Annotated in this window: 17 protein-coding genes; 10 read left to right on the plus strand and 7 right to left on the minus strand. The window is 69.4% G+C overall.

Annotated elements, in window-relative coordinates:
* Positions 1-2 precede the first annotated feature (2 nt).
* The 4 genes from DJ029_RS04610 to trxA all read left to right on the plus strand — a co-directional run bounded on the left by DJ029_RS04610 (position 3) and on the right by trxA (position 7,393).
* Entirely contained in the window at positions 3-701 is a 699-nt protein-coding gene (locus DJ029_RS04610; protein ID WP_112321131.1) for a nucleotidyltransferase family protein, read from the plus strand.
* Positions 694-3,678, plus strand: a complete 2,985-nt coding sequence (gene addB / locus DJ029_RS04615; protein WP_112321132.1) for a double-strand break repair protein AddB — start codon at positions 694-696, stop codon at positions 3,676-3,678. Before DJ029_RS04610 ends, addB begins: the two co-directional genes overlap by 8 nt.
* Positions 3,675-7,004 (plus strand): double-strand break repair helicase AddA, encoded by a 3,330-nt coding sequence (gene addA / locus DJ029_RS04620; RefSeq protein WP_112321133.1) that lies wholly within the window; start codon positions 3,675-3,677, stop codon positions 7,002-7,004. The genes addB and addA overlap by 4 nt, the downstream gene beginning before the upstream one ends.
* 68 nt (positions 7,005-7,072) lie before the next feature.
* A complete protein-coding gene (trxA, locus tag DJ029_RS04625) occupies positions 7,073-7,393 on the plus strand; it encodes a thioredoxin (RefSeq protein WP_112321134.1) in 321 nt (106 codons plus the stop codon).
* 89 nt (positions 7,394-7,482) lie between these two features.
* Here trxA and DJ029_RS04630 read toward each other — a convergent pair whose 3' ends face one another.
* Positions 7,483-8,673 (minus strand): alpha/beta hydrolase, encoded by a 1,191-nt coding sequence (locus DJ029_RS04630; RefSeq protein ID WP_112321135.1) that lies wholly within the window; start codon positions 8,671-8,673, stop codon positions 7,483-7,485.
* Between the two features lie 151 nt (positions 8,674-8,824).
* Between DJ029_RS04630 and DJ029_RS04635 the strand changes: the two genes are divergently transcribed.
* The gene (locus DJ029_RS04635; RefSeq protein ID WP_112321136.1) at positions 8,825-9,013 is read left to right on the plus strand and encodes a hypothetical protein; all 189 of its coding nucleotides are present in this window, start codon (positions 8,825-8,827) and stop codon (positions 9,011-9,013) included.
* A 127-nt stretch (positions 9,014-9,140) separates the two neighbouring features.
* Here DJ029_RS04635 and DJ029_RS04640 read toward each other — a convergent pair whose 3' ends face one another.
* The 3 genes from DJ029_RS04640 to DJ029_RS04650 are packed head-to-tail and all read right to left on the minus strand — an operon-like array spanning position 9,141 to position 12,370.
* Positions 9,141-10,409: a bifunctional folylpolyglutamate synthase/dihydrofolate synthase gene (locus DJ029_RS04640; protein WP_232822961.1), complete on the minus strand. Its 1,269-nt coding sequence runs from the start codon at positions 10,407-10,409 to the stop codon at positions 9,141-9,143.
* The gene (gene accD, locus DJ029_RS04645; RefSeq protein WP_112321137.1) at positions 10,406-11,398 is read right to left on the minus strand and encodes an acetyl-CoA carboxylase, carboxyltransferase subunit beta; all 993 of its coding nucleotides are present in this window, start codon (positions 11,396-11,398) and stop codon (positions 10,406-10,408) included. Before accD ends, DJ029_RS04640 begins: the two co-directional genes overlap by 4 nt.
* 27 nt (positions 11,399-11,425) lie before the next feature.
* The gene (locus DJ029_RS04650; protein ID WP_112321138.1) at positions 11,426-12,370 is read right to left on the minus strand and encodes a CPBP family intramembrane glutamic endopeptidase; all 945 of its coding nucleotides are present in this window, start codon (positions 12,368-12,370) and stop codon (positions 11,426-11,428) included.
* 86 nt (positions 12,371-12,456) lie between these two features.
* Between DJ029_RS04650 and DJ029_RS04655 the strand changes: the two genes are divergently transcribed.
* From DJ029_RS04655 to DJ029_RS04670, 4 genes are all read left to right on the plus strand, one after another.
* Positions 12,457-13,200 carry a LuxR family transcriptional regulator gene (locus tag DJ029_RS04655; RefSeq protein WP_112321139.1) on the plus strand — a complete coding sequence of 248 codons (744 nt, stop codon included), beginning with the start codon at positions 12,457-12,459 and terminating at the stop codon, positions 13,198-13,200.
* Positions 13,201-13,692: 492 nt separating this feature from the next.
* Positions 13,693-15,426: a dihydroxy-acid dehydratase gene (ilvD, locus tag DJ029_RS04660; protein WP_112321140.1), complete on the plus strand. Its 1,734-nt coding sequence runs from the start codon at positions 13,693-13,695 to the stop codon at positions 15,424-15,426.
* Between the two features lie 184 nt (positions 15,427-15,610).
* Complete coding sequence (locus DJ029_RS04665) at positions 15,611-16,261, plus strand: hypothetical protein (protein WP_112321141.1); 651 nt, start codon at positions 15,611-15,613, stop codon at positions 16,259-16,261.
* A gap of 41 nt (positions 16,262-16,302) precedes the next feature.
* Entirely contained in the window at positions 16,303-18,327 is a 2,025-nt protein-coding gene (locus DJ029_RS04670) for an NADPH-dependent 2,4-dienoyl-CoA reductase (protein ID WP_112321142.1), read from the plus strand.
* A 326-nt stretch (positions 18,328-18,653) separates the two neighbouring features.
* Here DJ029_RS04670 and pip read toward each other — a convergent pair whose 3' ends face one another.
* Positions 18,654-19,667 carry a prolyl aminopeptidase gene (gene pip, locus DJ029_RS04675; RefSeq protein WP_112321143.1) on the minus strand — a complete coding sequence of 338 codons (1,014 nt, stop codon included), beginning with the start codon at positions 19,665-19,667 and terminating at the stop codon, positions 18,654-18,656.
* Between the two features lie 59 nt (positions 19,668-19,726).
* Here pip and ubiG point away from each other — a divergent pair, with 59 nt between their 5' ends.
* Positions 19,727-20,470, plus strand: coding sequence for a bifunctional 2-polyprenyl-6-hydroxyphenol methylase/3-demethylubiquinol 3-O-methyltransferase UbiG (ubiG, locus tag DJ029_RS04680; protein ID WP_232822963.1), 744 nt, complete (start codon positions 19,727-19,729; stop codon positions 20,468-20,470).
* Here the strand turns inward: ubiG and DJ029_RS04685 are convergent.
* Both DJ029_RS04685 and DJ029_RS04690 read right to left on the minus strand, forming a co-directional pair.
* The gene (locus DJ029_RS04685; protein ID WP_112321145.1) at positions 20,462-20,911 is read right to left on the minus strand and encodes a MarR family winged helix-turn-helix transcriptional regulator; all 450 of its coding nucleotides are present in this window, start codon (positions 20,909-20,911) and stop codon (positions 20,462-20,464) included. The two genes, ubiG and DJ029_RS04685, sit on opposite strands and share 9 nt — an antisense overlap.
* Positions 20,904-21,740 (minus strand): carbon-nitrogen hydrolase family protein, encoded by an 837-nt coding sequence (locus DJ029_RS04690; RefSeq protein WP_112321146.1) that lies wholly within the window; start codon positions 21,738-21,740, stop codon positions 20,904-20,906. Before DJ029_RS04690 ends, DJ029_RS04685 begins: the two co-directional genes overlap by 8 nt.
* Positions 21,741-21,747 lie beyond the last annotated feature (7 nt).

Below are 21,747 nucleotides of genomic sequence, written 5' to 3' on the forward strand. Positions count from 1 at the left end.
CGATGTGGCCGGTGATGATCTTTGCCGCCGGGCGGGGCACGCGGATGCGGCACCTGACCAGCGATCGCCCCAAGCCCATGGTGCCCGTCGCGGGCCGTCCGCTGGTGGACCACGCACTGGATTTGCTGGTGGGGGCGGGCGCGACGCATGTCGTCGTCAACGTCCACCACAAGCCCGCGCCGCTGCTGGCGCACCTGGAGGCGGAGCGCCGCCTCGACATCGCGATCTCGCACGAGCGGGGGCAGCTTTTGGACACCGGCGGCGGACTGCGCCACGCGCTCGGGCTTCTCGGGGGCTCTCCGGCGGTGACGCTGAACGCGGATGCGGTCTGGTCCGGGCCGAACCCGCTGGCGTTTCTGCGCGATGTCGGCGCACCCGCGCCAGTGGGCGCGCGGCTGCTGCTGGTCCCCTCGGCGCAGGCCGTGGGGCACCTGGGGGCGGGGGATTTCTTCCTCGGCGGCGATGGAAGGCTGACCCGGCGGGGGCAGGCGGCGCGCGCGCCCTACGTCTATACCGGGTTGCAGGTGATCGACACCGCGCTGCTGGCGGAGGTGGCCGACGACGCCTTCTCGCTGAACGTGGTGTGGGACCGGATGCTGAGCCTCGGCACGCTGGAAGGCTGCGTCTATCCCGGGCGCTGGTGCGACGTCGGCCAGCCCGAAAGCCTGCCCCTTGCCGAAGCGATGCTTGCCGATGACTGACCTGTTCCCCCCGTCCGACGGACCGCGCGTCTTCGCCCTGCCGCCGGGCGTCGATTTCGCCGCCGAGCTGGCCCGGGGCCTGGCCGATCGCGCCGCCGGGGCCACCCCCGAGGCGCTGGCGGCCACCCGCGTCTACGTCAACACGCAGCGCGCGCAGCGGCGCTTGCAGGCGGTCTATGACGCCGCCCCCGTCAGCCTGCCGCCCCGGATCGAGGTGCTGTCCGCCATCGCGCGCGACTGGCCCGGTCTTCCGACCGAAAAGCCCCCGCTCCAGCGCCGGCTGGAACTGGCCCGCGCCGTGCGCGCCCGGATCGAGGCGGACCCCGGCAGCGGCGCGCTCAGCGATGCCTATGCCCTGGCCGACACCCTGACCGAGGTGCTGGGCGAGTTGCAGATGGAAAGCGTGCCCCTGTCCGCCATCCTGGATCTGCCGGTGCCCGACAGCGCCACCCATTGGGAACGCAGCGCGCATTTCCTGCGCATCCTGCTCGACTACCTGGAGCCCGGGCCCGACGCGCCGATGGACCCCGAGGCCCGGCTGGCCGCCGCGATCGACGCGCAGATCGCCGCCTGGGCCGCCGCGCCGGTGCAGACGCCGGTGATCATCGCGGGCTCGACCGGGTCGCGCGGGGCGACGGCGCGGCTGATGCAGGCGGTCGCCGGCTTGCCGCAGGGCGCGGTCGTGCTGCCGGGGCTGGACCCTGATCTGCCGGATGACATCTGGGGCGGCCTTGCCGGGCGTGGTGGGGACGCAGGCGCGGCGGCGGGCCACGGGGTGATCGATCACCCGCAGGCGATGCTGGCGCGCTTCTGTCACCGCGTCGGCGTCGCGCCCGGCGATGTGCCGCGCTGGTCGGACGCCATCCCGCCCGCGCCGGCGCGCAACAAACTGATCTCGCTTGCCATGCGGCCCGCGCCGGTGACCGACCAGTGGCGGCGCGACGGCCCCGCGCTGGTGCCGGGCCTTGGCGAGGCGACCCGCACCCTGACCCTGCTTGAGGCGGAGGACGCGCGAGAGGAGGCAGGCGCCATCGCCTGCGCCATGCGCGCGGCGGTCGATGCGGGGCGACGCTCGGCGCTGATCACCCCGGACCGAACGCTGGCGCGGCAGGTGACCGCCGCGCTCGACCGCTGGCGGATCGAGCCGGACGACAGCGCGGGCCGCCCGCTGAGCCTGACGCCGCCGGGGGTTTTCCTGCGCCTGACCGCGCCGCTGATCGCCGGTGCGCCGGGCGCGGTTGCCCTGCTGGCGGCGCTGAAGCACCCGCTGAGCGCCAGCGGCGAGGGCGCGCGCGGCCCGCACCTCGGCGCGGTCGCCTGGATCGAGCGCAAGCTGCGCCGGCGCGGCGGCCCGGCGGTTTCGCCTGAGGTCCTGCGCACCTGGGCGGGCGAGGAGCGAACGACGCCCGAGCAGGCCGCTTGGGCGCTCTGGCTGGCCAGCGTGCTGCCCGCGCCGCTGCCCGCCGGGGACCAGCCGCTCGACTCCCTCGTCGCGCGCCACCTGGAGCTGGCCGGAAAGCTGGCCGCGGGCCCCGATCAACAGGGCTCCGGGGGCTTGTGGGAGGAACAGGCGGGCGAAAAGGCGCTGGCCCTGATGGAGGATTTCACCACCCACGCCCCGAGCGGCGGCGCGCTTGCGGCGGCGGCCTATCCCGGGTTGCTGAGCGACATCCTGCAAGGCGTCGACGTCCCCGAAAGCGCCTATCTGCCCCATCCCGGCGTCGCCATCTGGGGCCCGTTGGAGGCGCGGACCCAGACCGCGGACCTGATCATCCTCGGCGGGCTGAACGAGGGCGTGTGGCCCCGGCTGCCGCGCCCGGATCCCTGGCTCAGCCGGGACATGCGCCGCCAGGCGGGCCTGCCGCTGCCGGAACGTCAGATCGGCCTGTCCGCCCATGATTTCCAGCAGGCGGCGGCGGCGCAGGATGTGATCCTCAGCCGCGCCAAGCGCGACGGAGAGGCGCCGACCGTGCCCGCGCGCTGGCTGTTGCGGCTGACCAACCTTCTGAACGGGCTCGGGCCCGAAGGGCAGGCGGCGCTGGGCGCGATGCGCGGGCGCGGCGCGGTGCCGATCGCGCACCACCGCGCGCTCGACCCCGGCCCCGAAGCGCCGGTGCCCGCGCTGCGCCCCGCGCCCGTGCCCCCGCCCGACGCCTTCCCCGAGACGCTGCCGGTCACGCAGATCGACCGGATGATCCGCGACCCCTACGCCGTCTACGCGCGCTATATCCTTGGGCTGCGCCCCCTCGATCCGCTGACCGCCGACCCGGATGCGCGTGAGCGTGGCACGACGGCGCACAAGGTGCTCGAGGTCTTCGTCGAGCGCACCCGTGACGGCCTGCCCGACGATCCGCTGCCGCTGTTCATGGACACCGTGCGCGAGGTGTTCGCGCAAAACGTGCCCTGGCCGGCGATGCGCCAGCTCTGGACCGCGCGCATGGCCAGCCTTGCCCCCGCCTTCCTTGAGGGAGAGGCGGCGCGCCGAACGATCGCCGCCCCCGACCTGCTGGAAACGCAGGGCTCGGTTCCGGTTGACGGGTTGCCCCGCCCGATGACCCTGACGGCCATCGCGGACCGCATCGACCGGGACGCGCGCGGCGATGTCGCGATCTACGACTACAAGGGCAGCACCCCCTCCGGGCCGGAGGCGCGCGCGTTTCACACGCAGCTTCCGCTGGAGGCGTGCATGGCCCTGCGCGGCGCGTTCGACGGGGCCGACCCGGCGCAGATCCTCAGCCTGCAACTGATCGGCCTCGACAAGCCGAACGCCCCCTTCGAGCCCGAGCATGACCCCGAAACGCTGGCGCAGGTCTGGCGCGGGTTGCAGGGCTTCCTGACGCTCTACATGACGGGGGAGGCGCCGTTCTATGCCCGCTCGCGCGTGCAGAAGACGGCGGATGAGGGCGACTACGACCAGCTCGCCCGCCTGGGCGAGTGGGAGGATGGCGACCCCGCCCCGCCGGAGGAGCTGACATGAGGCAGATGGACGACGCCACCCGCGCGCAGGTCAGCGCGGCGCGGCCGGACGCCTCGACCTGGGTGTCGGCGAACGCGGGCTCGGGCAAGACGCGGGTGCTGACCGACCGGGTGGCGCGGCTGCTGCTCAGGGGCAACGATCCGCAGCGCATCCTGTGCCTGACCTACACCAAGGCCGCGGCGGGAGAGATGCAGAACCGCCTGTTTGCCCGCCTCGGCGCCTGGGCGATGCTGGAGGATGACGCCCTTCGCGCGCAGCTGGCCGAACTGGGCGAGGCGGCCCAGGCGATCACCGACGACCAGCTTGCCAAGGCGCGAACGCTGTTCGCCCGCGCGCTTGAGGTGCCCGGCGGGCTGAAGATCCAGACGATCCACTCCTTCTGCGAGGCGCTGCTGCGCCGTTTCCCGCTGGAGGCTGGCGTCTCGCCCCAGTTCGAGGTGATGGAGGATCGCCAGGCGGCCCAGCTTCGCGGCCAGCTTGCCGAGCAACTGGCGGACGACCCGGCATCGGGCTTCCCCGAGCTTGCGCCGCATATCCACGGGGCGAGCCTCGGCATCGACGACCTGCTCAGGGAAATCCTTCAGCACCGCGACCGCTACCGTGCGGACCCCGACGGCCCGGCACTGGCGCGCGCACTGGGGCTGGACGGTCCCGCGCCCGACCCGATGGCGGTTCTGACGCTGCCGCAGTTCGACGCGCTGATCGGAGCGCTCGGCATGGCCACGGGCGCGGGCGCTAAGGCGATGAAAGCGGCGCTGGTCGCCCTGCGCAGCGGCGCGCCCGGCGCGCTGGACGACGCACGGACCGTGTACCTGAAGAAGGACGGCACCCCGGTCGCCGACAGGACGCTGGCCCCGAAGGCCGCCGCCACGGCGGAACCGGACACGCTGGAGTGGAACACCCGCATCGCCCGCGCGCTGGAACAGGGCGTGGACCGCGAGCGGGCCGAGGCAGCACTCGCCGCCACGCGCCCGCTGCTGCGCTTCGGCAAGGCCTTCGTCGCCGCCTGGGACAAGGCCAAGGCGGCGCGCGGGCTGCTGGACTACGACGACCAGATCCGCCTTGCCGCCGCCCTGCTGAACGACGGAGAGGCGCGCGACTGGGTGCGCTACCGCCTCGACGGGGGGATCGATCACGTGCTGGTGGACGAGGCGCAGGACACCAGCCCCGCGCAATGGGCGGTGATCGACGCGCTGACGGCGGAATTCTTCGCCGGGCAAGGCGCGCGCGACCTGTTGCGCACCGTCTTCGTCGTCGGGGACGAAAAACAGTCGATCTATTCCTTCCAGGGCGCGGACCCGGCCGCCTTCGGCGACCAGCGCCAGGCCTATGCCGACCAGCTTGGCCAGGTGGAGGACCGGCTCGAGGCGGTGGAGCTGCTGCATTCCTTTCGCTCGGCGCGTCCGATCCTCGACCTCGTGGACGAGGTGATGGCCGAGCGGGCCGAGGCGATCGGCTCCACCGGGGCGCCGCCCGAGCACAAGGCGTTCCACGCCAACCGCCCCGGCCGGGTGGAGGTCTGGCCCTTCGTGCTGCCCGACGATAAGCCTGAACGCGGCCCCTGGTCCGACCCGGTGGACAGCCCCCTGCCAAGTGCTGCGCCGCAGAAACTGGCGCAGCTTCTGGCCGACAGGGTGGCCGGGATGCTGGCCGCCGGAACGCCGCTGCCCGGCACCGGGCGGGCGGTGCGCGCCGATGACATCCTGATCCTCGTGCGCAGCCGGGGCCGGCTGTTCCGCGCGATCCTGAAGGCGCTGAAGTCGAACGGCGTGCCGGTGGCGGGGGCGGACCGGCTCAGGATCATGCAGAACCTCGCCGTGCGCGACCTGCGCTCGCTTCTGCGGGCGGTGGCGACACCCTGGGACGACCTGTCCCTGGCCGAGGCGATGCGCTCACCCTTCCTCGGGCTGAGCGAGCAGGACCTGTTCACCCTGGCGCATCGCCGCCCCGGCACGCTGGAGGCGCGCTTTCACGCCCACGCGGCGGCGCACCCCCGCGCCTACGCGATCTATGACGACCTGCGCCGCCAGGCGGATTTCCTGCGCGCCTACGAAATGCTCGACCGGGTGCTGGTGCGACACGGCGGCTGGGCGGCCCTGCGCACCCGCATGGGCGTGGAGGCGGAGGAGGCGGTGGCGGCGCTGCTGCAACTCGCGCTCAGCTACGAGCGGGTGGAGCCGCCGACGCTGACCGGCTTCCTCGACTGGCTGGACAGCGACGACCCCGAGATCAAGCGCCAGCTTGACCCGGCGGGGGGCGAGGTGCGGGTGATGACCATCCACGGGGCCAAGGGTTTGGAAGCGCCGGTGGTGATCCTGCCGGACACCGCGCCGCAGCAGGGGCGGGACTCGGCCCGGTTGCAGCCCCTCGGCGCGGACGCCGTCGCGCTGCGGGGCGACGCCACCGCGCGCCCCGGTGCGATCCGCGCCGCCATCGACGACAAGAAGGACCGCGCAGAGCGCGAGAATTGGCGGCTGCTCTATGTCGCCATGACCCGCGCGGAGCGGTGGTTGATCGTCGCCGGCGCGGGCGAGGAAAGCGGCGCCGAAAAGGGCTGGTACGGCCCGATCCGCGAGGCGATGGCCGCGATGCCCGGCGTGGTGGACGACGACGGCACGCTCCTGCTGCAGGAAGGCTGGGAAGACCACGCGGCCCCGGCGCAGACACCGCCCGAAAGCGCCGACGCCCCGCCGCCGCCGCCGGAGTGGTTGCAGCGCAGAGCCCCGGCCCCGGCGCGCGCGCCGGATGCGATCGCGCCCTCGCGCCTGCATGGCCCGGAAAACGGGACCGAGGCGGGCACCGGCCACGCCGGGCTGGACCGGGCCGAGGCGATGGACCGCGGGACGCGCCTGCACCTGCTGATGGAGCACCTTGTCTCCGTACCCGAGGCGGAGCGTATGGCCACCGGCCTGCGCCTGCTGTCACCTGAGCCGGACCAAACGCTGGTGGCGGAGGCCTGCGCGGTTTTCGCGAACCCCGCGCTCGCCTGGATCTTCGCGCCGCACGGCCTGTCCGAAGTGCCGGTGCGCGGGCTGGTGAACGGCCTTGGCGCCGCGCCGCTGAACGGCGTGATCGACCGGCTGATCCCGGGCCCGGAGACGGTCTGGGTCATCGACTACAAGTCGGACGCGGGCCCCCCCGGCCCTGTGGACCTGATCCCGGACGCCTATGCCGCCCAGCTTGCGCTTTACGTCTCAGCGCTGGCGCAGATCTACCCCGGCCGGCAGGTGCGCGGCGCGATCCTTTGGACTCGTGACGGCGGCCACCTGACGCCGCTGTCCCACGAAGCCGTGAGCGCGGCCCTGCAAAGGCCGACCGGCCATTGACCATCCCGGGGGGGGCACTTACCTTGACGCCTCAACGCAAGACCTGCGGGCAGATGAGGAGGCCAGACATGGCAACGGTAAAAGTGACTGACAGCACGTTCGAGGCCGAAGTGGTCAACTCGGACATCCCCGTCGTGGTGGATTTCTGGGCGGAATGGTGCGGCCCCTGCAAACAGATCGGCCCCGCCCTTGAGGAACTGTCAGAGGAATACGCAGGCAAGATCAAGGTAGCCAAGGTCAACGTCGACGAGAACCCCAGCTCGCCCAGCCAGCTTGGCGTGCGCGGCATCCCCGCGCTGTTCCTGTTCAAGGACGGCCAGGTCGTGTCCAACAAGACTGGCGCCGCCCCGAAAGCAGCGCTTCAGGGCTGGATCGAAAGCGCGCTCTGAAGACCGCGCAAGCGATGGATCATGCAGACCCCCGTGCCGGACCGGCGCGGGGGTCTTTTTCTGTGCGGATGGCCGGTCGGTGCAGCAGGTCACGGGGCGGCGGCAAAATCGATGATCTGGCGTATCAGCGCATCCCACAGCGGTTCCTGCGGGGCGAGGATGTGGTTGCTGCTTTCATACTGGCGCAGCACTGCGCCGGGGATGCCCGCAGCCAGCGCCCGACCCTGGGCCAGGGGCTGAACCGCGTCGTCCGTGGCGTGCAGCACCAGTGTCGGCGCCGTGACCTTTCCAAGGATTCCCGACACGTCATGGCGATCGATCGCCTTGCGCAAGGCCACGGCCGTCTCTCCATCCGCTGAAGCGAGCTGGACGGCGACCAGGTGGGCCAGCTGCTCGGACGTGGCGCTTGGCATGTAGATTGTCGAGAACGCGTTGAGAAACGCCGAGCCCGGGCGGCCCCAGCCCTCACGGATCAGGGTGAGCTGGGTCGCCTCCAAGGCGTGCTCTTCCTCTGACAGGCGGTGATGGCGGCCCACAGCGTAGCCCCCGCAGGTGATCAGCGCGGACACCCGCTCCGGGTAGCGCGCGGCAAAGGCGATCGCCACAGGGGCCGCCTGGGACGCGGCATAGATCGGAAAGCGCTGCGCCTGGGCCGCATTGGCGACGGCGGCCAGGTCTTCGACCTGCCGGTCGAGGGACAGGTCGCTGACCCCTCGCGCGGACATGCCGGTGCCGCGCGGGTCATAGCGGATGACGGTGAACGCCGCGCCGAGGCGCTCCAGAAGCGGGCCGAAGATCGGACTGTCGAGGTCATGTTCCAGGTGGCCCAGCCAGTGCCCGCCCCGCAGCAGGAATGGACCCGTCCCATGCTGCGCAAAGGCGATATGGGTGCCGTCGGGCGAGGTGGCGATCCGCACCGTCTGTCGGGCGGCGGGGCGATCGGGCGTCCCGGCCGGGGCGGCGCTGCCCTCGGGCCGGGAAAGCGGCGGCACCAGCATCAACCCCACCTTGCGCACGGTTCGGATCACCTGCTGGCGCGCGCCGTCATCGCCCACGGCGCGGCGCGCGGCGGCGATCCGCGCGGATATGGTCGCTTCCGAGACGATCCGCCCGCCCCAGACAGTCTCGATCATCTCGTCCCGCGTCACCACGCGGCCCGGATTCTCGGCCAGCAGCAGCAACAGGCGAAACACCTGCGGCTCCACATCCTGCCGAATGCCACCGCGGGTCAGTTCATACCGCTCCGGGTCGAGGACGACGCTGCCAAATTCAAAGCTCATGCCCGAAGGATGATGCCGCCGTCAGCTTGGGCGCAAGAAAAAAGCGGTGTCTCGGGGAAATCACAAGGCGCTCTAAAGGTTGCGTTCAAGCACCGTGGCGGCGGGCGCGGCATGCTGGGGCCATCGGAACGCAGAGGGAGGAGCGACCTTCATGACCCGCGCAGAGGCATCCCGGATCAGGACCCGCGCCGACGGATCCATCGATACCGCCCATTACATCGCGCGCAGCCGCCTGTTGCGCAGCAAGGCGGCGCATGCGTCGCGCCGGTCCCTGTGGCGCTGGATTTGCGGCGCGGCCCGGCCGGCCCGGCAAAATCCGCATCCGCTGACCGAAAGCTGAGATTGAGAGGTGCGCCAGCCGCACGCGGGGCATTTGCTGCCGGTGCCGGTGAGGGCCGAACCTGGTGCGCGCCTGTCGCGCTCAGGCTCCGGCCCGGGACCGCGGCAGATGCCCCAACAAGAGGGGCTCAGCCGTTTTCGCGCAGCACGTTTCCGGCCAGGTAGAGCGAGCCGCTGATCAGGATGCGCGCCTGCGGCTCGGCGGCGGCGATCTCGGCCACCGCCTCGGCCAGGGTATCGGAGGCGGTGACCTGCTCGAAGCCCGCGTCGCGGGCCATGCGCGCGGTGTCCTCGGCGGGAAGGGTCGCCGTTTCCCCGGGGATGGAGACGGCGTGCAGGCTTTGCGCCACGCTGGCCAGCGGGCGGAAGTAGCCGGTCACGTCCTTCGTCTTCAACATGCCCGAGACCAGGTGCAACGGGCGCGCGTCCAGCCGCCCGAGCGCTTCGGCCAGGGCCTCGCCCGCGGCGGGGTTGTGGCCGCCGTCCAGCCAGAGTTCCGCGGTTCCGGCCGCCTCGACCAGCGGGCCGTGGCGCAGGCGTTGCAGGCGCGCGGGCCAGACGGCTTTCGTCACGGCGGCCTCGGGGTCGCCCTCGCCCAGCAGGCGCAGGGTGGCCAGGGCGGTGCCCGCGTTCACCACCTGGTGCGCGCCGATCAGGTTGGGGCGGGGCAGGTCCAGCAGGCCTGATTCGTCCTGGTAGGCGATACGCCCGTGTTCTTCCCAGATCTGGAAATCGCGGTTGGCCATGATCAGCGGAGCGCCCTTGCGCGCGGCGGTGGCTTCGATCACCGCCTCGGCCTCGGGGACTTGCGGGGCGATCACGGCGGGGATGCCGGGCTTGATGATGCCCGCCTTTTCGCCCGCGATCTCGGCCACGGTTTCGCCCAGGAACTGCTGGTGATCCAACGAGACGGGCGTGATCACGCAGACCTTGGGCGTCACCACGTTGGTCGCGTCCAGCCGCCCGCCAAGGCCGACTTCCAGCAGCGTGTAATCGGCGGGGGTGCGCGCGAAGGCGACGAAGGCGGCGGCGGTCGTGATCTCGAAATAGGTGATCGGGGCGCCTTCGTTGGCGGCCTCGCATTCCGCCAGGATATCGGCGAGGGCCTGTTCGCCGATGACCTCACCTGCGACGGTGATCCGTTCGTGGAACCGCGCCAGGTGGGGCGAGGTATAGGCATGCACCGTCTTGCCGGCGCCTTCCAGCCCGGCGCGGATCATCGCCTGGGTCGAGCCCTTGCCGTTGGTCCCGGCCAGCAGGATCGCGGGCGGGATCGCCTTTTCAGGGTTCCCTAGCGCGCGCAGGATCCGGTGCATCCGGGTCAGCGACAGGTCGATGACCTTTGGATGCAGGCTCATCATCCGCGACAAAAGCGTGTCGCTATGTTCCCGGGTCACGCCTTTGACGCTTTTTCGGATGCGGGTTTCGACTTGGCCTTGGTCTCCGTCGCAGGGGCTTCGGGGGCCGGGGCCTCGGGGGCGGGTGCCTGCGCCTCATCCTCGTCTTCGGGGCTGGGCAGGTCGCCGTGGGCCATGGGCGGGGCCTTCATCAGCATGTGCAGGATGGTGCCGAGTTCGGCGCGCATGTCCTTGCGCTGAACGACGCGGTCCAGCATCCCGTGGTCCAACAGGTACTCGGCGCGCTGGAATCCTTCGGGCAGGGTTTCGCGGATGGTCTGCTCGATCACGCGCGGCCCGGCGAAGCAGATCAGCGCGTTGGGCTCGGAGATATGCACATCGCCCAGCATCGCGTAGCTGGCGGTGACGCCCCCGGTGGTGGCATGGGTCAGCACCACGATGTAGGGCAGGCCCGCTTCCTTCAGCATCTGCACCGCAACGGTGGAGCGGGGCATCTGCATCAGGCTGAGGATGCCTTCCTGCATCCGCGCGCCGCCCGCGGCGGAAAACAGCACCAGCGGCGCGCCGACGGCCACCGCGCGCTCGGCGGCGGCGATGATGGCGTTGCCAACGTACATCCCCATGGAGCCGGACATGAACTTGAAGTCCTGCACCGCGACAACGCATTTCAGGCGGCCGATCTCGCCCTCGGCGACGATCATGGCGTCGGGGCCCTGGCTGTCCTTGCGGGCCTCTTTCAGGCGGTCGGTGTATTTCTTCTTGTCGCGGAAATGCAGCGGATCGGCGATAGGCTCGGGGACCGGCACATCGACATAAAGCCCGCCATCGAATATGTTCGCCAGCCGCTCACGGGGCGGGATGTACATGTGATGGTCGCAGTTGGGACAGACGTTCAGTGCATCAGCCAGTTCGCGGTGGAACAGCATCTGGCCGCACTCGTCGCACTTGGTCCACAGGTTTTCCGGCACTTCCCGGCGAGAGAAGAGCGAGTTGATCTTTGGGCGAACGTAGTTCGAAATCCAGTTCATGGGGCCCCGGCGCTTGAGTTTCCGCGCCTAGTTAATCACCCTTGGCCCGCGTTGCAATCGCCGATCCCGAAGCCGGATCACCACGTGATACCCCGCATAGGCCAGCAGGATGAACGCCAGGTTCATCACGATCATCGGGCGCACGGTTTCCACGTCCATGGGATCGAAGGGATAGGCATAGAGGCTGAGCATCCCCAGCGGACCGGGCACCGAAACGATCAGGATGCCGATGGCGTTGTTCGCAAAATGCAGCGCCGTGGCCGCCGCGATGGAGCCCCGCCGCGCCGTCAGGTGGGCCGCGATTCCGCCCAGGATCGTAGGCGCGGCAAGCACCAGCCAGGCGTTCTTGCCAAAGGCCATGGCGGTGGGCAGGTGCAGCAGGCCGAACATCGCCGTGGGCACCCCGATCCAGACCAGCGGGCTGGCGAAACGTGCGGCGAGCATGGATTGCAGGTAGCCGCGAAACACCAGTTCCTCGGCATAGACCTGGACGAAGATCGCCAGCAGCGCCGGGATCAGCCAGAGAATCCAGCGCTCTGGCGCCAAGTTGGGCAGGTAGTCCATGAATGGCAGCGTCGCGGCGAAGGCGAGCAGACCAAAGGTGAAGAAGAACAGGCTGGCGCGCCAGAAACTGCCCCAGCCGAACCGCCCAATCGGGGCGGCCACGTCGCGGATCCGGCGGGAATGCAGGAAGCGCAGCCCCAGCCAGACCGCAAGGATCCACCCCGAGAAGGTCAGCAGGATAGCCAGCACGCTGTCGCGGCTTTGCAGGGACGACACCCGCAACAGCTCCACCCGGTAGAGCGAGTCGCTGAAGCTGCTGATCGCATAGGCGAAGGCAAAGAAGACGGCACTCGTGGCGATGATCTGACCGGCAATGATCAGCGCGCCGGTAAACACCAGCTTCCAGACTTGCGCCTCTGGTTCGAGCGTGGCGACATGGTCGCGGTACTGGCGGATACGATAGGTCATCTGCAAAGATATATTTTTCTCAGAATGTTTCGAAAAAGAGTCTATTGTGTGGTGACGTAACGTCAGTTTCGGGCTCAAGGAGCAGGATGATCCGGCAAGGCGATGCCGTATACACCGAATACCTAAAGGCGTGTGCAAAAACTCGCTGGTCGGAGGAGCTTTGGGCGCTCACCGTCGCCTTCCTCGAGGGAGAGGGGTTCGCCCGCATCAGCTATCACCACATGCCCCCGCTCGGCGCGCCGGACGCGGGGCGGGTCCGGGTCGTCACCCACGGGTTTCCGCAGGAATGGGTGCAGGACTACATCCGCGAAAAGCTGTTCCGCAAAGATCCGATCCCCGCGCAGGCGGTCGCGAGCTACGCGCCGTTCCGCTGGTCGGAGGTCGAGTCCCTGCGCACGCTGACCCGCTCGGAAAGCGACTTCCTGTCGCGCATGGCGCAGGCCGGGCTTGGCGACGGGCTCGCGGTGCAGGTCTTCGGTCCGGGCGGGCGGAACGGTTATTTCGGCTTGGGGTTCGGGGCGGGCGATCCGCCCGATGTGCCGACCGACGCCCTGTTGAAGTACCAGGCCGGGCTGCAACTGGCGCATCTGCGCTACTGCCACATCCTTGCCGAAACGCTGCCCCCCGCCCCGGCCCTGTCCGAGCGGGAGCGGGAGTTGCTACAATGGGTGGCGCTCGGCAAGAGCAACAGCGTTATCGCGGACCTGATGGGGATCTCGCCCCACACGGTCGATGCCTACATGCGGCGCGTCTTCCTGAAACTGGGCACGTCCGACCGGGTGTCGGCGGCGATCCGCGGGCTCGGCTCGGCGCTGATCCGGGACTTCTGATCCGCGATGGCGGCCGCGCGATCCGTGCCACGTGAATACGGGGTATGACCTGCGTTGGTGTGCAAGGCGGCGTGACGCCGTTATACGCCGCCAGACGTTCCGGCCTGGGGTTGCTCAGGCGGTTCCATTGCCCCTTTGCAAGGTTTCGACCGGGAGAGGGCGCCGCATTCTCGCAAGACGCGTGTATGTCCTTGCACCCGGGTTCCCTGCCTGGGCGATGCGGCGTTTTCCCGCTCGGACCGCGGGGGGCCTCCGGCATCGCGCGGGTCGCAACACCGCGGAATGTCCGGTTTCCAGCGCCCTGCCGGCCAATCGTTCAGGTCAGGCAGGCAAGGCGGTGTCGGGTCCCTGATCCCCCATCGGGGACCCGACGGCTCGCCCCTCCGCGCGCGCTGCCCCGTCATCCGACCTGCTCGCAATACAGCCGCGCTTGAGTTTGGGCTGGCGCTCACTTAAGGCTGACGCAACAACCATATGAGGGAGCGCGCACCAATGGACGCCAGCCGTTTCGACAAATCCAAACTGCCAAGCCGCCATGTCACCGAAGGGCCGGAGCGAGCGCCGCACCGCTCCTACTACTACGCCATGGGTTTGAGCGAGCATGAGATCCACCAGCCCTTCGTGGGCGTGGCCACCTGCTGGAACGAAGCGGCGCCCTGCAACATTTCGCTGAACCGTCAGGCGCAGGCCGTGAAGCTGGGCGTGAAGGCCGCCAACGGCACCCCGCGTGAGTTCACCACCATCACCGTGACCGACGGTATCGCCATGGGCCATGAGGGGATGCGTTCCTCGCTCGTCAGCCGTGAAGCGATTGCCGACACCGTGGAACTGACCATGCGCGGCCACTGCTATGACGCCATCGTCGGCCTTGCGGGCTGCGACAAGTCGTTGCCGGGCATGATGATGGCCATGGTGCGCCTGAACGTGCCGTCGGTCTTCATCTATGGCGGGTCGATCCTTCCGGGCCGGCTGGACGGCAAGGACGTCACCGTGCAGGACGTGTTCGAGGCCGTTGGCCAGCATCAGGCGGGCAACATGACCACCTGCGAGCTGGAAAAGCTTGAAGCGGTTGCCTGCCCCAGCGCGGGCGCTTGTGGCGGCCAGTTCACCGCCAACACCATGGCCTGCGTGTCCGAAGCGATCGGCCTTGCGCTGCCCAACTCCTCCGGTGCGCCCGCGCCTTACGAGAGCCGCGACCAGTACTCCGAAGCGTCGGGCCAGGCCGTGATGCACCTGCTGGAAAAGAACATCCGCGCGCGCGACATCGTGACCCGAAAGAGCCTTGAGAACGCGGCCCGCGTCGTCGCCTGCACCGGCGGCTCCACCAACGCCGGCCTGCACCTGCCCGCCATCGCCCATGAGGCGGGGATCGACTTCTTCCTGGACGATGTCTGCGACATCTTCCGCGACACGCCCTACTTCGTCGACCTGAAGCCCGGCGGCGCCTATGTCGCCAAGGACCTCTACGAAGCCGGCGGTGTGCCTGTGGTGATGAAGGAACTGCGCAAGGCGGGCCTGGTCCACGAGGATTGCATGACCGCCACCGGCCGCACCATTGGCGAGGAAATCGACATGGTCGAGCGTGAGGCCGACGGCCGCGTCATCTACCCAGTCGAGACCCCGATCACCAAGACCGGCGGCGTCGTCGGGCTGAAGGGCAACCTGGCCCCCGAAGGTGCAATCGTGAAGGTCGCGGGCATCGCGCCCGAGAACCAGGTCTTCACCGGCCCCGCCCGCGTGTTCGAGAACGAGGAAGAAGCCTTCGCCGCCGTGCAGGCGCGCACCTACAAGGAAGGCGAGGTCCTGGTGATCCGCAACGAGGGCCCCTCCGGCGGGCCCGGCATGCGCGAGATGCTGGCAACCACCGCCGCCCTGTCCGGGCAGGGCATGGGCAAGAAGGTGGCGCTGATCACCGACGGGCGTTTCTCCGGCGCGACGCGCGGTTTCTGCGTGGGTCATGTTGGCCCCGAAGCGGCGCACGGTGGCCCGATCGCCCTGGTGCGCGATGGCGACATGATCACCATCGACGCGATCAAGGGTAACCTCTCTGTGGACCTGTCCGACGAGGAGCTTGAGGCCCGCAAGGCCGATTGGAAAGGCCCGCGCGACACGATCTATGCCTCCGGCGCGCTGTGGAAATACGCGCAGCTAGTGGGCAAGACCTACAAGGGCGCGGTTACGCACCCCGGCGGCGGTGCGGAACTGCACGTCTACGCCGACCTTTGATCCGTCAGCTCTGCTGACCTCAGAAACCGGTTGACCCTGATGGGTCTGCCGGTTTCTTCTGTTTTTACCCCTGACGCAGGAGCGGTCGCATGATGACCATGCCCAGCAGATACGCCCGGTGCGCCGGTGGCGCCCCGACCAATCCCTTCGAAGTCCGGTCCCTTGATACAACGAGGCTGCACCCATGACCCTGCGAACGCTGTCCGTTGTCCTTCTTTCCCTGCTCGGCGCCTGCGCGGCGGGGCTGACAGCGCGCGACAGCGCCTCGCTCCGGGTGGAGGGGCAGCGGATCACCGTCGTTGCGCCGCAGGGGCTGTGCATCGATCCCACCAGCCCGGACGTGGGCCGGGCCGGCGGCTTCGTGCTGATCGGCGACTGTGCGCTGTTCACCAACGCCCCCGAGGCGGCGGCGGAGCTGCCCGGCGTGATGACGGTCTCGATCTCCACCGGCGGTCTGCCGGGTGACATCGCCGCGCTGGAGGAGTTCTTGCGCGGCCCCGGCAAATCCGGCCTCAGCCGCGCGCGGGATGCCTCCAGCGTCAGGATCATCGCTTCCCGGCGCACGGACAACGCGCTGTTCCTGAAGCTGAGCGATCGCGCGCCCGGCCTGATCCCCGGGGCGGCGCAGGACTACTGGCGCGTCTTCTTCCCCGCCGCGGGGCGGCTGGTAACCGGGGCGCTGGTGGCCTTTTCCGACGCCGAGATCCCGGATTCCCGCGCGCTGGCCCTGCTGAGCGACCTGGAAAACCGCACAACCGCCGCCAATCCCGTGATCCGGCCCGAGGCACCGGCTGCCGCAGCGTCGGAGGTGACAGAGCCCGCCCCGGCAGGCTAACTGGCGGCGACGACCCGACCAGACCCAAGCCGGAGCCCGCCATGACCCACCCCCTGTACCCGCACTTGTTCCGCCCGCTCGACCTGAGCCACGTGGTGCTGCCGAACCGGGTGCTCATGGGCTCCATGCACACCAACCTGGAAGAGGTGGGCGACTGGAACCGCATCGCCACCTATTTCGAGGAACGCGCCCGGGGCGGGGTTGCACTGATGGTGACAGGCGGCATGGCGCCGAACCGCGAAGGCGGCGTGTTCCCCGGCGCGGCGGGGCTGTTCAACGATCAGGACATCGCGAACCACCGGCTGGTGACCGAGCGTGTGCATGACGCGGGCGGGCGGATCGCCATGCAGATCCTGCACGCCGGGCGCTATGCCTACGGCAAGGATTGCGTCGCGCCGAGCGCGGTGAAATCCCCGATCTCTCCCTTTGCGCCGACCGCTCTGGACGAGGCGGGAATCGCAAAACAGATCGCCGATTTCGCCACCGCCGCCGCCCGTGCGCGCGACGCGGGCTACGACGGGATCGAGGTGATGGGTTCGGAAGGCTACCTGATCAACCAGTTCCTCGTGACCCACGTGAACAAGCGCGAGGACGACTGGGGCGGGTCCTACGAAAACCGGATGCGCTTCGCCCTTGAGGTGGTGCGCGCCTGCCGCGCGGCGGTGGGCGAGGATTTCATCCTGATCTTCCGCCTGTCGATGATCGACCTGATCCCCAACGGCTCCACCTGGGAAGAGGTCGTGGCGCTGGCCAAGGCGGTGGAGGGCGCGGGCGCCAGCATGATCAACACCGGCATTGGTTGGCACGAGGCGCGGGTGCCCACGATCGCCACCTCGGTCCCCCGCGCGGCCTTCGCGGACGTGACCCGGCGGATGATGGCTGAGGTCTCGATCCCGCTTATCACCTCAAACCGGATCAACACGCCCGAGGTGGCCGAAGACGTGCTCGCCCGGGGTTGCGCGGACATGGTCTCCATGGCGCGGCCCTTCCTGGCGGACGCGGATTTCGTCGCCAAAGCCAAGGCCGGGCGGGCGGCGGAGATCGCCCCCTGCATCGCCTGCAACCAGGCCTGCCTTGATCACACCTTCCAGATGAAGGTCTCCACCTGCCTCGTGAACCCGCGCGCCTGCCATGAAACCGAACTGCTCTACACGCCGGCCCCGCAGGTCAGGCGCGTGGCTGTCGTCGGCGCCGGGCCGGCGGGCCTGTCGGCAGCGCTGGTGGCCGCGGAACGGGGACACGCGGTGACCCTGTTCGAGCAGGCGGAGCGGATCGGCGGCCAGCTCAATATGGCCAGGCGGATCCCCGGCAAGGAAGAGTTCCACGGCCTGGTCGCGTACTACGAGGCGGCCGTGGCGCGCGCCGGGATCGACCTGCGCCTCGGCACCCGTGCCGGCCGCGCCGCGCTTGAGACCTACGACGAGATCATCCTCGCCACAGGCGTCCTGCCGCGCGATCCCGGCATCCCCGGACAGGATGGCGCGAACGTCCTGAGCTACATCGATGTCCTGCGCGACGATGCGCCCGTCGGGCAGCGCGTCGCGATCATCGGGGCCGGCGGTATCGGGTTCGACGTTGCCGAATTCCTGGCACAGCCGCCCGGGCAAAGTGTGACCGAGGCCCCCGCCGAATGGGCCCGCGAATGGGGTGTCAGCCGGCCCTGGAAGACGCGCGGCGGTCTGGCCCGCCCCGAACCCGCCCCCGCCACGCGGCAGATCACGCTGCTGCAGCGTAAGGCCGAACGCCCGGGCAAGGGGCTCGGAAAGACCACCGGCTGGATCCACCGTGCCGCGTTGCGCGCCGCCGGGGTCAGGATGATCGGCGGTGTCACCTATGAGAAAGTCACCCCCGAAGGCCTGCGGATCAGCCACGGCCCGGCCCGGGAAGCCCCTGAAGTACTGGCTGTGGACACGATCGTCATTTGTGCTGGGCAGGAACCGAGCCGCGCCCTTCTGGGCGAACTCGACGGGCTGAACGTCCATGTCATCGGGGGTGCGGATGTCGCGGCGGAACTCGATGCGAAACGCGCGATTGCCCAGGGGGCCCGCTTGTCCGCGGCGTTATAGGTGAACCGGGCTGACGCCCGGTGCCTCCGGCGGGGATATTTGAAGACTTTGGAGCGGGGGGATGTTGCCCCCCGAAGTACCTAAATACCCGGGGGGCTTCCAAAGTCGCGGCCATCGGCATCCCTGCCTGTTCCGCACTGGTGAGCATTCCCCATCGCGGTAAACTTCTGGTAAAAGGCGCCGCATTCCAAAGTCTTCAAATATCCCCGCCGGAGGCTCCGAGGCTGCCGGCGGGTACTTCACCCGGGGGGTAAGACAGCCGGCCCCGCGCGCCGATCGCCCGAAGGACTCAGGCGTCTTGCCCGCGTTTCGCGGGCGCCGTTGGATCAGAGGGTGGCGTTGTCCTGGCGGCGGCTTTCGCGGGCGGCGTCGCGCAGGGCGTCCATGATTCCGACGAGTTCCTCGGATATGCCGGGTTCGGAGAGGGCGTGGCCCGCGTCCGGCACCATGACGAGGTCCGATCCGGGCCAGTTCTCATGGATCTTCTGGGCGGTGACGGGCGGGCAGACCATGTCGTAGCGCCCCTGCACGATATGGCCCGGGATATCGGCGATCCGATGCATGTCGCGATGGATCTGGTCCCCGGTCTCGAGGAATCCGCCGTTGATGAAATAGTGGTTCTCGAGCCGCGCGAATGCCCGGGCGTAAGCCCCCGACGGCGTGCCGCGCCCCGCCCCGCCCGCGAGCATGGCGAGTTGGCTTTCCCAGCCGGCCCAGGCGCGGGCGAAGCGGATCTGCTCGGCCTCGTCCTCGCCGAAGAGGCGTTTGTTGTAGGCCGTGATCAGGTCCCCGCGTTCCTCGGCGGGAACCATGTGGGAGAACGCCCGCCACTGGTCCGGCCAGAACGCGCCGGCGCCGCCGCCGTAGAACCAGTCCAGCTCTCCCCTGGTCATGGTGAAGATGCCGCGCAGCACCAGCGCCTCTACCCGCTCGGGGTGGGTCTGGGCGTAGATCAGCGCCAGTGTCGCCCCCCAGGAGCCGCCGAAGACGATCCAGCGCTCGATCCCGAGGCTTTCGCGGATCCGCTCGATATCGGCGACGAGATCCCAGGTGGTGTTGTTCTCGACACTCGCATGGGGCGAGGAGCGCCCGCAGCCGCGCTGGTCAAACAGCACCGCCCGATAATGCGTGGGGTCGAAGAAGCGCCGCATACCCGGCGAGCAGCCCCCGCCCGGGCCGCCGTGCAGCACCACCACGGGCTGACCGTTCTTGATGCCGCACTCCTCAAGGTATACCCGGTGGCCACCGGGCATTTCCATGACCTGGCTGCGAAACGGCTCCCGCGGGGGATAGAGCCTGCGCCGAGGTGCCGCGCTGTCAGTGGTCTGGGTTTCCGGCATGACTGAATGGACTATGTTTCGATTCACACACCAAACTACAGGTTGGTCCGATGAGTGCAATGTCACAAACCACAGTTGATGACGCCGAAGTCGCCAAGTTCCAGGCGATGGCGGCGGAATGGTGGGATCCGAACGGTAAATTCAAGCCGCTGCACATGCTGAATCCCACGCGGCTGGACTATATCATCGACCAGATCGCCACAGAGTTTGGGCGCGATCCCAAGGCCGAGGCGCCCTTCGCTGGCCTGCGGATCCTCGATATCGGCTGCGGCGGCGGATTGCTGGCGGAGCCGATGGCGCGGCTCGGCGCCGAGGTGGTCGGCGCGGACGCGGCCGAGCGCAACATTCCCGTGGCGCAGCTTCATGCCGAGCAATCCGGCCTCGACATCGATTACCGCCACACGACGGCCGAGGCGCTGGCCGCGGCGGGCGAGCAATTCGACGTGGTGCTCAACATGGAGGTGGTCGAGCATGTGGCCGATCCGCTGGCCTACCTGGCCGCCTGTCAGCAGCTTCTCAAGACCGGAGGGCTGATGGTGTGCTCCACGCTGAACCGCAATCCCAAGAGCTACCTGATGGCGATCATCGGGGCCGAGCACGTCATGCGCTGGCTGCCCAAGGGCACCCATGACTGGAAGAAGTTCATCACGCCCGACGAGTTGTTCGCGCTGATCGCGCAGGCCGGGCTGGACCCGGTGGACCGCAAGGGCTTCGTGTTTAACCCGGTGGCCTGGTCCTGGGCGATCTCGGACCGGGACCTGAGCGTGAACTACGTGACCGCCTCGATCAAACGCTCATTCTGACGAGGCCAGCTGCGCGCGCAGGCGGCGCAGGAACGGCAGCGCCGCGCGCACCTGGTCGGGGCCGAGGTCTGCGATCACCGAATCGAACACCGGCGCGACATTGTCGACGGCGGCGTCCCGCGCCCGCAGCCCCGCCGGCGAAAGCGAGACCATCTTGCGCCGCGCGTCGTCCCAGTCGGGGCGGATGTGGACATAGCCCGCGCGCTCCATCTTGCCCAGGGTGTTGGTCATCGCGGCCTTGGTCACGTGAAAGGTCCGGGCCAGTTGCGCAGGCGTGCGTTCGCCCCCGGCGAGCGCAAGGAAGTTGAGCAGCGTGAAATGGCTCAGCTCCATCCCCTTGGGCAACGCCTTGGCCAGGCGCGCCCGCATCAGTTGATCCGACGTGGCGATCTCGGAGAAGAGTCCGATCGCCAGCGGGTCGGTCTTGGAGCGGTCAGTCATTGGGCAGGCCATATTCAGGATCGTGAAAAAGACTGGGAACACGGTGCCTTGCGCGCGTCACGGCGTCGAGGTCCAGATCGACGCAGGCCCAGCCCGGCGCTTCCCCCATGTCCAGCAGGACCTTGCCCCAAGGATCCACCACCATGCTGTGGCCCCAGGTCTGGCGCGCCCGGTTTCCGGGCGCGGCGGGGTGCGTGCCGGTCTGGGCCGGGGCGATCACGAAGGCGCCGGTTTCGATGGCGCGCGCGCGCAGCAGCACGTCCCAGTGCGCGGCCCCGGTCGGGCGCGTGAAGGCCGAGGGGATCGAGATGACGTTCGCCCCCGCCTGCGCCAGCATCCGGTAGAGCTTGGGAAACCGCAGGTCGTAGCAGATCGTCATGCCAAGGGTCACATCGTCCCCGACAGGGGCCAGAACGGCCTGCGTTCCGGGGCGATAGCCGTCGGATTCGCGGTACGCCTCGTCCTGGCCGAGGTCCACGTCGAACATGTGGATCTTGTCATAGCGCGCCGCGATCGCGCCGTCCGGGGCGATCAGGAACGAGCGGTTGGCGAAGCGCCGCTCGCCGGTCTTCAGCGCCAGGCTGCCGATCAGGCACCAGGTCCCGTGCTCGGCCGCCGCGGCGCGGAGCCCGGCGAGGGTGGGATCCTCCGCCTCCTCGTGCAGCACCGCTTCCTGCCGGCCGCGCGAGAGCGAGACGCAGTTCGTCACCTCGGGCGTGGCGATCAGGGTCGCGCCGTCCGCCGCCGCAGCCGCGACCATCGGCAGGGTCCGCGCAAGGGATTCGGCGGGGTCGTCGGATGTGGTGAGTTGCAGCAGGCCGACCCGCATACCCCGC

The organism is Oceanibium sediminis (genome assembly GCF_003265325.1).
GTDB lineage: Bacteria > Pseudomonadota > Alphaproteobacteria > Rhodobacterales > Rhodobacteraceae > Halovulum > Halovulum sediminis.

Excerpts from the sequence above, each read along its gene's own strand:
- DJ029_RS04665 (WP_112321141.1), top strand. The coding sequence starts at position 15,611 with ATGACCCTGCGAACGCTGTCCGTTGTCCTTCTTTCCCTGCTCGGCGCC.
- trxA (WP_112321134.1), top strand. The coding sequence starts at position 7,073 with ATGGCAACGGTAAAAGTGACTGACAGCACGTTCGAGGCCGAAGTGGTC.
- addB (WP_112321132.1), top strand. The coding sequence starts at position 694 with ATGACTGACCTGTTCCCCCCGTCCGACGGACCGCGCGTCTTCGCCCTG.
- addA (WP_112321133.1), top strand. The coding sequence starts at position 3,675 with ATGAGGCAGATGGACGACGCCACCCGCGCGCAGGTCAGCGCGGCGCGG.
- pip (WP_112321143.1), bottom strand. The coding sequence starts at position 19,667 with ATGCCGGAAACCCAGACCACTGACAGCGCGGCACCTCGGCGCAGGCTC.
- DJ029_RS04635 (WP_112321136.1), top strand. The coding sequence starts at position 8,825 with ATGACCCGCGCAGAGGCATCCCGGATCAGGACCCGCGCCGACGGATCC.
- DJ029_RS04690 (WP_112321146.1), bottom strand. The coding sequence starts at position 21,740 with ATGCGGGTCGGCCTGCTGCAACTCACCACATCCGACGACCCCGCCGAA.
- ubiG (WP_232822963.1), top strand. The coding sequence starts at position 19,727 with ATGTCACAAACCACAGTTGATGACGCCGAAGTCGCCAAGTTCCAGGCG.
- ilvD (WP_112321140.1), top strand. The coding sequence starts at position 13,693 with ATGGACGCCAGCCGTTTCGACAAATCCAAACTGCCAAGCCGCCATGTC.
- DJ029_RS04655 (WP_112321139.1), top strand. The coding sequence starts at position 12,457 with ATGATCCGGCAAGGCGATGCCGTATACACCGAATACCTAAAGGCGTGT.
- DJ029_RS04685 (WP_112321145.1), bottom strand. The coding sequence starts at position 20,911 with ATGACTGACCGCTCCAAGACCGACCCGCTGGCGATCGGACTCTTCTCC.
- DJ029_RS04650 (WP_112321138.1), bottom strand. The coding sequence starts at position 12,370 with ATGACCTATCGTATCCGCCAGTACCGCGACCATGTCGCCACGCTCGAA.
- DJ029_RS04670 (WP_112321142.1), top strand. The coding sequence starts at position 16,303 with ATGACCCACCCCCTGTACCCGCACTTGTTCCGCCCGCTCGACCTGAGC.
- DJ029_RS04610 (WP_112321131.1), top strand. The coding sequence starts at position 3 with ATGTGGCCGGTGATGATCTTTGCCGCCGGGCGGGGCACGCGGATGCGG.
- DJ029_RS04630 (WP_112321135.1), bottom strand. The coding sequence starts at position 8,673 with ATGAGCTTTGAATTTGGCAGCGTCGTCCTCGACCCGGAGCGGTATGAA.
- accD (WP_112321137.1), bottom strand. The coding sequence starts at position 11,398 with ATGAACTGGATTTCGAACTACGTTCGCCCAAAGATCAACTCGCTCTTC.